The organism is Enterobacter sp. JBIWA005, assembly GCF_019968805.1.
Classification (GTDB): Bacteria; Pseudomonadota; Gammaproteobacteria; order Enterobacterales; family Enterobacteriaceae; genus Enterobacter; species Enterobacter vonholyi.
Map to the genome: position 1 here is coordinate 84,883 of NZ_CP074159.1, position 13,152 is coordinate 98,034.

The following is a 13,152-nucleotide window of genomic DNA, read 5'->3' on the forward strand; positions in this document are numbered from 1 at the left end:
CTCCCTTTCAGGGAGAGGGCTGGGGTGAGGGTGGTGTTGAAACCACCCCGCCCGTCATCGTCTGCTGCACCTGCTGTTTATCCATATTCACCGCGCTCAGCTTCCCATTCACCGTCGGCTTCAGCGGGGCATTCGCCTGCACGCTGCCGCTGGCGGTGAGCTGAATATTGCCGTCGCCCGTAATCGGCAGAGCAGGCCAGCCCCACTGCTGCAGCACGTTGAGCGGTACGCCGCGCCCGTTCAGGCTTACCGTAGTCTGCCGCTGCGGGAGTTGTGAAACGGTCGCCGTGGCTTCCAGAATGCCTTTTTCGGTAAATGCGCTCAGGTCGGTAATGTTCACCGTGGCGGCGTTGGCATTCAGCGCCAGCGACGGGCGGCGCACGTCGACGCGGTTAAAGGTCGCCGCCGCGCCGTTCAGGGTTGCGCTCCCGCCCCAGACGCCCCACTGGCGATCTTTCACCAGATGCAGGTTTGCGCCATAACCGTCCAGAGAGGTGATCTGCCAGGGGAAGGCGGGATCGATGTCGATCACCAGGTTACGGCTCAGGCCGAATTTTTGCAGCGTGACGCTGTTCAGCCATTCCGGCAGAGGCTCCATCCACAATGCTTTCCAGTTCTGCGGTAGGGTGTACTCCAGTCCGGCGATGGCGACATCGTCCAGCACCAGCGCTTTACCGTCGCGTAGCCAGTTGCCCGAGGTGCGTACCATGCCGCCCTCCCAGCGGGAGGTGAACTGACGCAGCGCCATGCCCTGCGGGGAAAACTCCGCATTCAGGATCGGGTCGAAAAGATGCAGCGAGCCGTAGATAAACTCGCTGGCGTTCATGGACAGACGACCTTCCTGGCTCTGCCAGTCACCTTTGCTTAGAGTCAGGTTGCGCAGGCTTAAATCGAGATCGGTCACCGCCCAGTCCGGGCCCTGAAGCCGGGCGTCGGTCACGTCCAGACGACCAATCTGCAAAGAGGGAATGGTGCCCAGCGGTGCGAAGAACGCCGTCAGCGTTTTATCGCTCTGCAGGCGGATCTCGTTGAGGCGCATGGTGTCGATAATCCAGCTCCCGTCGGCGTTGCGCAGGGCGGAGCCGGTGAGTGAGCCACGAGCCATGTCGGCGCCAATCGTTTTCAGCACCACCTCCTTGCCGTTAAGCTGGCCCTCGATCAGCACGTTGGTGGCCGGTACGCCGTTCAGGGTCAGCGAGCCCGCGCTCATCTGAATCTGCGCGTTGTTCCCCAGCACGTTGCCCGCTTCCGGCTGCCACGGGCTGACGCCGCCCGTGACCTTCTGCGCGCTCAAATCCCATTCGGTATTCGGGCTGTTAAACGCCATGTTGTTCAACTGCAGGCGATCCGCCTGGAAAGGCAGCGGCGCCGTCTGCGGCGAGAGATTCAGCGTGCCGTCGAAGAGGGTGATGGTGTCCATGTGCAGCGGATCGGTTATCTGACGGCTGCTCAGGCCAATATCGACTTTTTTGGCTACCAGCGTGGCGGGTTTACCGTCCCGACCAAAGGTGACATTTTCCAGAATGATGTGGGAAGGCGACGAAAAGCGGTGATTCATCTTGTCGAAACTGAGTTCGTAGTCGGTATTCACCGTTACCCAGCTGCTGACCTGAGACGCGCCCCAGCGGGTCTGGAGCAGAATATAGAGCGCCAGCATCACAATGAGCAGGGCTACCAGAAGATAGATGAGGAGCTTTCCAATAAATTTCATGGTCTTCCATCCCGCAAAACGCACATAAGGGAGTTATGCACGATTTATGCGCAATCCTCAAGGCGGGAATGGTGTAATTCGATGTCACGGCAGGCATTGACTGCCTGCCGTGAGAGAAATCAATTTTTCTCAGGCGGGAAAACGAGGTTTAGCACGATAGCGGTGATACCGCCCGCAGCAATGCCGGAAGAGAGCAGGTTTTTCACCCAGTCAGGGGCAAACTGCAGGATCAGCGGCTGCTGGGAAACGCCCAGACCAACGGCCAGCGACAGCGCGATAATCATGATCGCGCGGCGGTTCAGTGGTTCGCGGGAGACGATACGCACGCCGGAAGCTGCGATAGTCCCGAACATCACCAGCGTCGCGCCGCCCAGCACCGGCTCTGGGATGTGCTGCACAAAGCCGCTTACCGCCGGGAACAGGCCGAGAACGATCAGCATCAGCGCTACTACAAAACCGACGTAGCGGCTGGCCACGCCGGTCAGCTGGATGACGCCGTTGTTTTGACCGAAGCAAGAGTTCGGGAAGGTGTTGAATACCGCAGAGACAAACGAGTTCAGACCATTCGCCAGCACGCCGCCTTTCAGTCGCTTCATATACAGCGGGCCGGATACCGGCTGCTCGGAGACGTCCGAGGTAGCGGTGATATCGCCGATGGTCTCCAGAGAGGTGATCATAAAGACCAGCATCAGCGGCAGGAGCAGGCCCCAGTCAATGCCCAGGCCGTAGTACAAAGGCGTGGGGACGACGATCAGTGCGCTGTTGGTCGGCGCGGTGTTCTCCGGCAGCATGCCCAGCGCCCACGCCAGCAGATAGCCTGCCGCCATGGCAATCACCAGCGAGGCGACGCGCAGGTAAGGGTTACGCTGACGGTTAAGCAGAATAATGATGGCCAGCACCACGCCTGCCAGCAGCAGGTTTTTCGGTGCGCCGAAGGTGTGGTCGCTCATTGCCGCATAACCGCCGCCGATGGACGTCAGGCCCACCTGAATCAGCGACAGTCCGATAATCATGACGACCACGCCGGAAACCAGCGGGGTGATAACGCGGCGAGCCAGATGCAGAACGCGGGAGATCACCATCTCCGTACAGCTGGCCAGCATCAGCGTGCCGAACAGCGCCGCCATCATGGTCGGAACATCCGCACCGCCGGTTTTCAGCGCCGTACCGCCCATGATCAGCGGTGCCACGAAGTTAAAGCTGGTGCCCTGAATCGACAACAAACCCGACCCCACCGGACCCCACGCTTTAATTTGAATAATCGAGGCCACGCCGGAGGCGAAAAGAGACATGCTGATAATGTGCTGCGTGTCCTGCGCCGGTAAGCCGAGCGCCTGGCAAATCAGCAGCGCCGGAGTGATCACCGCAACAAACATCGCCAGAAGATGCTGGCAGGCGGCGAAAAGCGTCTGCGGCAGCGGCGGGCGGTCTTCAAGGCGGTAAATCAGTTCGCTATTTTGCTTCTGCGCAATCGGTTGCGCATCAGGCGACTCTATGGTGTTAACGGACATCGGCGGCAATCCCACGGTGGAAAAGCGGGCATTTTATCTGACCACCTGGTAAAAGCAAACGATTGCCAGCAAAAAAAGGGAAGAAATTCTGCCGCTGTGAGCAGGTTTTCTACAACGCATCGGAAAAAAAAATTACACTTTTTGCGCCGGGGGCTCATGAAGAGCGCAAACCGGCCCAGGATAACGCCGCGTGTGTATGGAACACGCGCAAAAAAGGAGCCTTCTATGATTCATCTCGATACGTTGTCGACCCTTGTTGCCGCAACGCTGGTCTTACTGCTTGGTCGTAAGCTGGTACATAGCGTTTCCCTTCTGAAAAAGTACACCATTCCTGAACCCGTCGCCGGCGGCCTGCTGGTAGCGCTGGCCCTGCTGGTGCTGAAAAAAAGCCTGGGCTGGGAAATAGATTTTGATATGTCCCTGAAAGACCCGCTGATGCTGGCCTTCTTTGCCACCATTGGCCTGAATGCCAACCTGGCGAGCCTGCGCTCGGGCGGTAAGGTGCTCGGCGTATTCCTGATTGTGGTGGTGGGGCTGCTGCTGATGCAAAACGCCATTGGCATCGGCATGGCGACGCTGCTGGGGCTGGATCCGCTGATGGGGCTGCTGGCGGGGTCGATTACCCTTTCTGGCGGTCACGGAACCGGGGCCGCGTGGAGCAAGCTATTCATCGAACGCTACGGCTTTGAAAACGCGACGGAAGTAGCGATGGCCTGTGCCACCTTTGGCCTGGTGCTGGGTGGCCTGATTGGCGGCCCGGTGGCGCGTTATCTTGTGAAGCACTCTACCACGCCGGACGGCAGGCCGGACGATGAGCTGGTGCCTACCGCCTTTGAAAAGCCGGACGTTGGGCGCAGTATCACCTCGCTGGTGCTGATTGAAACCATCGCGATGATCGCCATCTGCCTGACCGTGGGCAAAGTGGTTGCGCAATGGCTGGCGGGCTCAGCGTTTGAGCTGCCGACGTTTGTTTGCGTGCTGTTTATCGGGGTGATCCTGAGCAACGGTCTGGCGCTGATGGGCTTCTACCGCGTGTTTGAAAGGGCGGTGTCGGTGCTCGGCAACGTCTGTCTGTCACTGTTCCTGGCGATGGCGCTGATGAGCCTCAAGCTGTGGGAGCTGGCCTCGCTGGCGCTGCCGATGGTGGCGATTCTGGCAGTGCAAACCCTGTTTATGGCGCTGTACGCTATGTTCGTCACCTGGCGCATGATGGGCAAAAACTACGATGCGGCGGTGCTGGCGGCGGGTCACTGCGGGTTTGGTCTGGGGGCAACCCCAACGGCTATCGCTAACATGCAGGCGATCACAGAACGGTTCGGGCCATCGCACATGGCGTTTCTGGTGGTCCCGATGGTCGGGGCGTTCTTTATTGATATCGTCAACGCGCTGGTGATCAAGCTATACCTGATGCTGCCAATGTTTGCCTGAAATCAGGCGTTGGAATACCGCTCGGTTTCCGGCATCCAGCGCTCAATTAACGCTGCCGCCTGTTCGGGGTAGCGTTCATGAATGTGGCGCGCAAGGCGCTGAACTTCCGGGATCATAGCCTGATCGCGCAGCAAATCCGCCACTTTGAATTCCGCGTTCCCCGTCTGGCGCGTGCCCAGCAGTTCACCCGGGCCGCGGATCTCCAGGTCTTTTTGCGCAATCACAAAACCGTCGTTGCTGTCGCGCAGCACCTGCAACCGCATCTGGGCGGTTTTCGAGAGCGGGGCTTTGTAGAGCAGGACGCAGTGGGAGGCTACCGCGCCGCGGCCAACACGCCCGCGCAGCTGGTGGAGCTGGGCAAGGCCCAGGCGCTCCGGGTTTTCGATAATCATCAGGCTGGAGTTGGGGACGTCCACGCCCACTTCAATGACCGTCGTGGCGACCAGCAAATGCAGCTCGCCCTGCTTAAACGACTGCATCACCGACTGTTTTTCAGCGGGCTTCATACGTCCGTGAACCAGACCCACGTTCAGCTCCGGCAGCGCCAGCTTGAGTTCTTCCCACGTGGCTTCGGCAGCCTGCGCTTCCAGCAGTTCAGACTCCTCGATCAGCGTACAGACCCAGTAGGCCTGACGTCCTTCGTGGGTGCAGGCGTTACGCACGCGGTCAATAATATCGCTGCGACGTGTGTCAGGAATGGCAACCGTCGTGACCGGCGTACGGCCCGGGGGGAGTTCGTCGATGGTGGAGGTATCCAGATCGGCGTAGGCGGTCATTGCCAGGGTGCGCGGGATCGGCGTGGCGGTCATGATCAGCTGATGCGGGTGGAAGCCCTGTTGAAGGCCTTTTTCCCACAGCGCAAGACGCTGATGGACGCCAAAGCGGTGTTGTTCATCGATAATCACCAGCGCAAGGCCGCTGAACTGCACCTGCTCCTGGAAGATAGCGTGCGTGCCGACAATCATTTGCACCTGCCCGCTGGCGATGGCTTCCTGCTGCGCAAGTCGCGCTTTGCCTTTTTGCTTCCCGGCAAGCCAGCCCACTTCAATCCCCAGCGGCGCGAACCAGGCGCGGAAATTGTTGGCGTGCTGTTCAGCCAGCAGCTCGGTCGGCGCCATAAGCGCGACCTGTTTACCGTGGGAAATCGCGCGCAGGGCTGCCAGCGCGGCAACCAGCGTTTTACCGGACCCTACATCGCCCTGCACCAGGCGCATCATCGGCACCTCGAGCGCCATATCGCGTTCAATCTCAGCGGTGACGCGCGCCTGCGCGCCGGTGGGTTTAAACGGCAGAGAGGCCAGCAGCTTATCTTTGAGCGCATCATTCTGGCTTAAGGGCTGAGCGTGGAAGCGCTGCGCGCCCGCACGAAGCGCCAGCATGCTCAGGTTATGCGCCAGTAATTCCTCAAGGATAAGACGCTGTTGGGCGGGGTGTTTGCCGCTTTCTAAATCGCTGAGCTGCAGCGTTGGCGGCGGACGGTGCAGGGTTCGCAGCGCCTCGGGCAGGCTCATCATGCCCTGCGCCAGCTCGGGCGGCAGCAGCTCGGTAATGGCGCAGGTATCCAGTAGCTCCAGCGCCTGATCGGTGAGCTTACGCAGCGTCGCCTGCTTGATGCCTTCGGTCGTCGGGTAAACCGGGGTGAGCGTCTCCTGCAGCTCCGGCGTGCTGAGATCGCCCTGCACGCGGTACTCCGGGTGGATCATCTCTGCGCCGTATTTCCCGCGTTTGGCTTCACCATAGGCCAGCACCCTGCGGCCCGTCGCCAGGCTGTTTTTCATCGCCGCGCTGAAGTTGAAAAAACGCATGGTAAGGATGCCGGTGCCGTCGCTAATCTGGCAGGTCATCATCCGGCGTCCGCCGAAGGTGATATTGCAGTTCAGTACTTCGCCTTCAACGGTGGCGTAAATGGCGGGAAGGAGATCGCCAATCTTATAGAGCTGGGTGCGGTCTTCGTAACGCAGGGGGAGGTGAAGCAGGAGATCCTGCACGGTGTGCAGGCCAATTTTCGCCAGCTTATTGCTTTGCGCCGCGCCCACGCCCGTCAGGCTGTTAAGCGGGATGGCATCCAGCAGGCGGCCTTTCATCGCTTACCCGGCGTACTGCATGGTGGCCCACCACTCGGCATCGGCTTCAATTTCGCCCTGCGCGTTGACGTGGGGGTAAGGCAATTTTTTCTGCTTCGCAACGCGAGCCAGCACCGGATAACCACCTTCAAACAGCAGGCGCTGCTGTTCATCTTCCGGCAGCATGCTGTTGCTGCGCTCGTACATCCCCGCGTTCTGACGCTGGCGCTGCGCTTCATAAAGAATGAGCGCGGACGCCACGGAGACGTTGAGAGACTGGACCATGCCGATCATCGGAATGATGATGTCCCGATCCGCCAGATCCAGCGCTTCCTGGGAGATCCCGGTTTTCTCCTGACCCATTAAAATGCAGGTCGGGCGGGTGTAGTCGATCTCGCGGAAATCTACGGCTTTAGCGGACAGGTTAGTGGCAAGGATCTGCATCCCGCGCCCTTTCAGGTGCGATACGGCTTCGCCAATGGTGTGATGATTTTTGACGGACACCCAGCTGTTGCTGCCTGCCGCCGCTGAGACCGTATTTCGCATACGGCCGTCCGGCCAGACGGCGTGCACTTCATGCACACCAACAGCATCTGCGGTACGGACGATGGCAGAGACGTTATGAGGTTTATGCACCTGCTCCATGCAGACCGTCAGGTCAGGCTGACGTCTGGCGAGCATTTCGCAGATACGTGCATAACGTTGTGAATTCATAAACCTAGTTTCGGTTTCGGGTGACTTTAATCACGTCCGGCATGACGCGGATCTTGCGCATAATATTCGCCAGATGTACGCGGTCGCGGGCGGTCAGACGAATAAAGGCGCTATAAACGCGGCCATCTTTTTCTTCCGTATTCAGACTCTGAATGTTGGAAGAGGCCGTGTTGATCGCTGCCGTCAGGTTCGCCAGGGCACCCTGGTGGTTGAACATATCCACCTTAATTTCGGTGATAAATTCCTGCGCGGTCTCTTTATCCCACTCGACCGCCATAAACTTCTCGGCTTCTTTCTGGTAGCCGCGAATGTTACGACAGGATTCATGGTGGATAACCAGCCCTTTGCCCGGGCTGACGTGCGCAATAATCGGGTCGCCAGGAATTGGGCGGCAACATTTTGCGAAGGTGATCAGCACCCCGTCCGCGCCTTTAATCGGCAAATGAGCATGGCCAGATGCGCCTGGAGCAGAAGGTGTCGCTTCGCCCTGCTGCAAGTTTTTCGCTACTACGACGCTCATAGCGTTGCCCAGACCAATTTCCGCCAGCAGATCGTCCAGAGACGTGAGCTTCATTCGGTCGAGTTCGCGCTGGATATGCTCCGGTGGGATCTCAGCCAGCTTACGGCTACCGCCCAACGCGTGGTTGAGCAGCCGACGTCCCAGACTGACGGAATCATCACGCTTGAGGTTTTTCAGCAGCTGGCGAATTTTGGCGCGTGCTTTGGAGCTTACGACAAAGTTCAACCAGGCCGCGTTCGGACGTGCGCCCGGCGCGGTAATAATTTCTACCGTCTGGCCGCTGGAGAGCGGCTGAGACAGCGGATAAGGCTGCCTGTCGACGCGCGCGCCGACGCAGGCATGCCCGATATCGGTATGCACGGCGTAAGCGAAGTCGACCGGCGTTGCGCCCGCAGGCAGTTCGACAATGCGACCTTCTGGGGTGAAAACGTAAATCTCATCCGGGAAGAGATCGGATTTAACGCTCTCGATAAATTCAAACGAGCTGCCCGCACTCTGCTGAAGTTCCAGCAGGCTCTGCATCCAGCGCTGGGCGCGGATTTGTGCGGTCGTACTGCTTTCGCCGCCGTGCTCTTTATAGGCCCAGTGTGCGGCTACACCCATCTCTGCCATCTGGTCCATGTCTTCGGTGCGAATTTGCACCTCAACAGGCACGCCGTGCGGCCCGATCATCGAGGTGTGCAAAGATTGATAGCCGTTCGCTTTTGGAATGGCGATATAATCTTTCATGCGCCCCGGACGCGGCTTGTAGAGGCTGTGCATCTGCCCCAGCACGCGATAACAGGTGTCCGAGTCATGGACGATCACGCGGAAGGCGTAGATATCCATGATCGAGTGAAAACGTTGCTCTTTGAGCACCATTTTGCAGTAGATGGAGTACAGGTGTTTCTCGCGACCGCTCACGCGGCACGGAATTCCCGCTTCCTGCAAGCGCCCTTCGATTTCAGAGAGGATTTTTTGAATCATCTCTTTACGGTTACCGCGTGCGGCTTTCACCACCTCTTTAATGACGCGATAACGGTTCGGGTACAACGCTTCAAAACCCAGCTCTTCCAGCTCGGTTTTAATGTGGTGAATACCTAAACGGTGCGCCAGCGGGCTGTAAATTTCGAGGGTTTCACGGGCAATACGGCGACGTTTATCCGGACGAAGTGAGCCCAGCGTGCGCATGTTGTGGGTACGGTCAGCGAGTTTGATGAGAATGACGCGGATATCCTGCACCATCGCCATAATCATCTTGCGGAAGTTTTCGGCTTGCGCCTCTTTCTTGTCGCGGAAATTCAGCTTATCAAGCTTAGAGACCCCTTCCACCAGTTCGGCAACGCTTTTGCCAAACAGCTGTTCCATGTCCTGGTAAGTGGCAGGGGTATCTTCGATCACGTCGTGCAGCAGAGCGGCCATGAGCGTTTCGTAGTCGAGTTTCATCTCGGCCAGAATACAGGCCACCGCTACCGGGTGCGTGATATAGGGTTCACCGCTTGAACGTGTCTGGCCCTCGTGAGCGTCACGTGCAACGAGATACGCCTGCTGAAGACGCTTAATCTGGTCTTCAGGCAGGTAGGTTTGAATCAGTTGATTCAGGCTTTCAAACAGATACAAGGGCGACCCGCAGGTTTAATTAACGACGACCTTCAGCAATAGCGGTTACGGCCTGCAGTTCTGCGGCTTCCTGCTCTTGCTGCTCCTGGCGCTCACGCACGTCGAGGATCTGGTTGTTGATCAGACCTTCTTCGATTTCGCGAAGTGCAATAACGGTGGTTTTATCGTTTTCTTCCGGTACCAGCGGATCTTTACCGCCTACCTGCATCTGACGAGCGCGACGCGCGGCGACCAGTACCAGGTCAAAACGGTTACCAATTTTCTCTACAGCGTCCTGAACAGTTACGCGTGCCATACTTAAAATGCTCCACAGGTGAAGAAATGACTGGGCATGATACTGAAAGTGGGTTCAGTCTGCCAACAGTTTGGTGATTAATGCGTCATGTCGCTGCTTCTGGCGGCTCATACGCAGACGTTCTGCACGAAGAATGGTTTTGAGATCGCTCAGCGCGGCATCAAAATCATCATTCACAATTAGGTAATCATATTCCGCGTAATGGCTCATTTCTGCAACAGCCTGTTCCATACGCTTTGCGATCACTTCTTCGCTGTCCTGGCCGCGCCCACGCAGGCGGCGATCCAGCTCATCTTTCGATGGCGGTAAAATAAAGATACTGCGCGAGTCAGGCATTTTCTTGCGAATTTGCTGCGCACCCTGCCAGTCGATATCCAGGAACACATTCACGCCCGTGGCCAGAACCTGCTCAATGGTTTCACGCGAGGTACCGTAGTAATTACCAAATACTTCAGCGTGTTCAAGAAACGCGTCTCTGCCGATCATCGCTCTGAATTCGTCGTGATCCACAAAGAAATAGTGTTCACCGTGCACTTCACCCGGACGCGGCGCTCGCGTGGTATGAGAAACAGAAACCTGTGTGTCGTACAACGGTTGGGTTTTTAACAGTGCCTGAATAAGGCTGGATTTACCCGCGCCGCTAGGGGCAGAAACAATATAAAGCGTGCCTTGAGCCATGAGAGTCTTTTGTATGTGTTAACGAAGAAGTCCTACATACGGGCTTATTATACACGTCACCGCCGTGTGACGTAGTCTTTGTCACACTTTTTCCATCGGATTATTGAATTTTGCGTGCCGTTTTCAGGTTTTATCTGTGGTTTTCAGCCACCAAAAGAAATACCGGATAGCGTCTCGCATTGTGAAACGTTGCCGTTAGCGTTGTTTCAGGCATCAGGGTATACCTCCTGCAATGCAAAGGAGGGGTAGCGATGTGGCGATGGATAAGCGGGGTAATGTTGTTGTGGTGTGGCTATGGCGCGGCGGTTTGCCCAGTGTGGTCGCAGGCAAAAGCAGAGAAAGAGATGGCGTCGTTAAGCGCGCAAATCAAACGCTGGGATAACGCTTACTGGAAGGAGGGTGTGAGCGAGGTCAACGACGAAGTTTACGACCAGCTTCACGGGCGGTTAACGAAGTGGCAGTACTGTTTCGGCAGTGAACCTTCAGGAGAGAAACTCCCTACCCTGACGGGGAGCGTAAAACATCCTGTCGCCCATACGGGCGTACATAAAGTGGCCAGCAAAGAGGCGCTGAGTCAGTGGATGCTCGCGCGGCAACATCTGTGGATGCAGCCCAAAGTTGACGGTGTGGCGGTAACGCTGGTCTATCGTGACGGAAAGTTAACCCAGGCCATTAGTCGAGGTGATGGCCTGAAAGGGGAAGACTGGACCGATAAGGTACGTTTAATCCCGTCTGTTCCGCAAAAGCTCACCGGCAAGTTGGCAAATAGCGTCTTACAGGGCGAGCTTTTCTGGTTAAGCGACAAGCACGTCCAGCGGCAGATGGGCGGGGTGAATGCTCGCGCAAAAGTTGCGGGTGCGATGATGCGGCAAAAGGATAACGCGCTATCGAATAAGCTCGGCGTATTCATCTGGGCCTGGCCTGACGGACCGAAAGACATGCATACATCTCTAGCTGAACTGTCTCAGGCCGGTTTTACGCTGTCGGCACGGTATACGTTACCCACCGATTCTGTTGATGCCGTTGAGAAACAGCGCGCGGCCTGGCACGTAAGCGCATTACCCTTTGCCACGGATGGCATTGTGGTGCGTTCGGAGGATGAACCCGCGGGCGAAGATTGGTTACCGGGAGAAGGTAGCTGGGTCGTCGCGTGGAAATATCCTCCTGCAGCCCAGGTCGCCGAGGTGAGTGATATTCATTTTTCCGTGGGGCGAACGGGCAAAATTTCCGTTGTAGCAGCGCTGGAACCCGTGCAACTGGATGATAAACAGGTGCAGAGGGTGAGTCTGGGCTCGGTTGCGCGCTGGCAGGGGCTGGATATTGCCCCGGGGGATCAGATCCAGATCAGCCTGGCCGGGCAAGGTATCCCCCGGTTTGATAAGGTGCTCTGGCGTGGAACGGACAGACATAAACCAGAGCCTCCGGCCCCACGTTATCATTCTCTTAGCTGTTTCTATGCTTCACCGGAGTGTATGGAACAGTTCTTTGCCCGGCTGACCTGGCTTAGTTCAAAGCAGGTACTTGATATTGATGGATTAGGCGAGTCAGGCTGGCGAACCCTCTGGCAGGCGCATCATTTTGAACATCTCTTTTCGTGGCTGTTATTAACGCAGGCGCAGCTGCAGGCTGTACCGGGATTTTCCTCTGCGCGCGGGCTGGCGCTCTGGCACCGATTTAATCTGGTGCGCGAGAAGCCTTTTATCCGCTGGCTCATGGCATTGGGTGTGCCAATGCCGCAGTCTTCGCTGAAGGCAATGGGAGACATATCGTGGCAGAAGATGAGGGGGCGCAACGCAAAGGACTGGCAGACCCTGCCGGGAACGGGAGAGGAGAAAGCGCGACAAATCATTAACTGGCTGCACGCGCCTCAAATTGATGTGCTGGCGAAATGGCTCGCTGAACAGCACATCAACGGGTTCTGAAGCTAGTGTGCGCTGTGTTTGTAATGAAAAACGGGTAGTCCAAGCTTAAGACGCAGCGCCAGCATGCGGGCCGTAAAGCCAAACAGTAGCGTCGAGATGACCACGACATCATGGTTTGAAACGTAATGCTGCAGGGCAATATAGAGCACCGCTGCCGCAAAGGAGATGCCAGCATACAGCTCTTTTTGAAAGACCAGAGGAATACGTTTGCAGAACATATCGCGCAGCACGCCGCCGAATACGCCCGTGACCACGGCAGCAATGGTGGCGATTACCGGGCCTTCACCCATATCGAGTGCGATTTGCGCACCGATGATCGAAAAGACGATCAGCCCCAGCGCATCAAGCACCAGGAACAGGCGGCGAAGATGGGGCATAACGGGCGCCACGATGGTGGTTAACACGGCGGCCGTTGCCACGATAATCACATACTCAGGGTGTTTAACCCAGCCGAGCGGGTAATGGCCAAGCAGAATATCGCGCACGGAACCGCCGCCCAGTGCGGTCGCTGTAGCAATAATGATTACGCCGAAGGTGTCCATACGGCGACGTCCGGCGGCAAGTGCGCCGGTCATGGCTTCTGCGGTGATGCCAATGAGATAAAGGATGTGAAGCAGCATATACCCTCCGGTGTGAACGCGTGGGAGGTTAGCGATTTGTGCGCAAGATCACGATTGAGATTTTCTAAGGCGACCAGGTTTGCCCTAAAAA

Annotated in this window: 10 protein-coding genes; 2 read left to right on the top strand and 8 right to left on the bottom strand. The window is 57.4% G+C overall.

Features of this window, described 5'->3' with window-relative positions; translation table 11 throughout:
- Positions 1-7: 7 nt before the first annotated feature.
- A complete protein-coding gene (locus KGP22_RS00375; RefSeq protein ID WP_223580867.1) occupies positions 8-1,711 on the bottom strand; it encodes an AsmA family protein in 1,704 nt (567 codons plus the stop codon).
- Positions 1,712-1,830: 119 nt separating this feature from the next.
- Positions 1,831-3,222, bottom strand: a complete 1,392-nt coding sequence (gene xanP, locus KGP22_RS00380) for a xanthine/proton symporter XanP (RefSeq protein WP_023309879.1) — start codon at positions 3,220-3,222, stop codon at positions 1,831-1,833.
- A gap of 225 nt (positions 3,223-3,447) precedes the next feature.
- Here xanP and gltS point away from each other — a divergent pair, with 225 nt between their 5' ends.
- Positions 3,448-4,650, top strand: coding sequence for a sodium/glutamate symporter (gene gltS, locus KGP22_RS00385; RefSeq protein ID WP_223580869.1), 1,203 nt, complete (start codon positions 3,448-3,450; stop codon positions 4,648-4,650).
- Between the two features lie 2 nt (positions 4,651-4,652).
- On the opposite strand, the gene recG is transcribed toward gltS, so the two are convergent.
- Genes recG through gmk form a run of 5 tightly spaced genes read right to left on the bottom strand, consistent with a single transcriptional unit; the run spans position 4,653 to position 10,519 of the window.
- Positions 4,653-6,734, bottom strand: a complete 2,082-nt coding sequence (recG, locus tag KGP22_RS00390) for an ATP-dependent DNA helicase RecG (protein WP_223580871.1) — start codon at positions 6,732-6,734, stop codon at positions 4,653-4,655.
- Between the two features lie 3 nt (positions 6,735-6,737).
- Positions 6,738-7,427, bottom strand: coding sequence for a tRNA (guanosine(18)-2'-O)-methyltransferase TrmH (gene trmH / locus KGP22_RS00395; RefSeq protein ID WP_047059694.1), 690 nt, complete (start codon positions 7,425-7,427; stop codon positions 6,738-6,740).
- Positions 7,428-7,431: 4 nt separating this feature from the next.
- Positions 7,432-9,546 carry a bifunctional GTP diphosphokinase/guanosine-3',5'-bis pyrophosphate 3'-pyrophosphohydrolase gene (spoT, locus tag KGP22_RS00400; RefSeq protein ID WP_111964293.1) on the bottom strand — a complete coding sequence of 705 codons (2,115 nt, stop codon included), beginning with the start codon at positions 9,544-9,546 and terminating at the stop codon, positions 7,432-7,434.
- A 19-nt stretch (positions 9,547-9,565) separates the two neighbouring features.
- Positions 9,566-9,841, bottom strand: coding sequence for a DNA-directed RNA polymerase subunit omega (rpoZ, locus tag KGP22_RS00405; RefSeq protein WP_000135058.1), 276 nt, complete (start codon positions 9,839-9,841; stop codon positions 9,566-9,568).
- Between the two features lie 54 nt (positions 9,842-9,895).
- Positions 9,896-10,519, bottom strand: coding sequence for a guanylate kinase (gmk, locus tag KGP22_RS00410; RefSeq protein WP_010426438.1), 624 nt, complete (start codon positions 10,517-10,519; stop codon positions 9,896-9,898).
- Between the two features lie 251 nt (positions 10,520-10,770).
- Here gmk and ligB point away from each other — a divergent pair, with 251 nt between their 5' ends.
- A complete protein-coding gene (gene ligB / locus KGP22_RS00415) occupies positions 10,771-12,441 on the top strand; it encodes an NAD-dependent DNA ligase LigB (protein WP_223580873.1) in 1,671 nt (556 codons plus the stop codon).
- 2 nt (positions 12,442-12,443) lie between these two features.
- Here the strand turns inward: ligB and KGP22_RS00420 are convergent, their stop codons facing one another.
- A complete protein-coding gene (locus KGP22_RS00420; RefSeq protein WP_023334014.1) occupies positions 12,444-13,061 on the bottom strand; it encodes a trimeric intracellular cation channel family protein in 618 nt (205 codons plus the stop codon).
- Between the last annotated feature and the right edge of the window lie 91 nt (positions 13,062-13,152).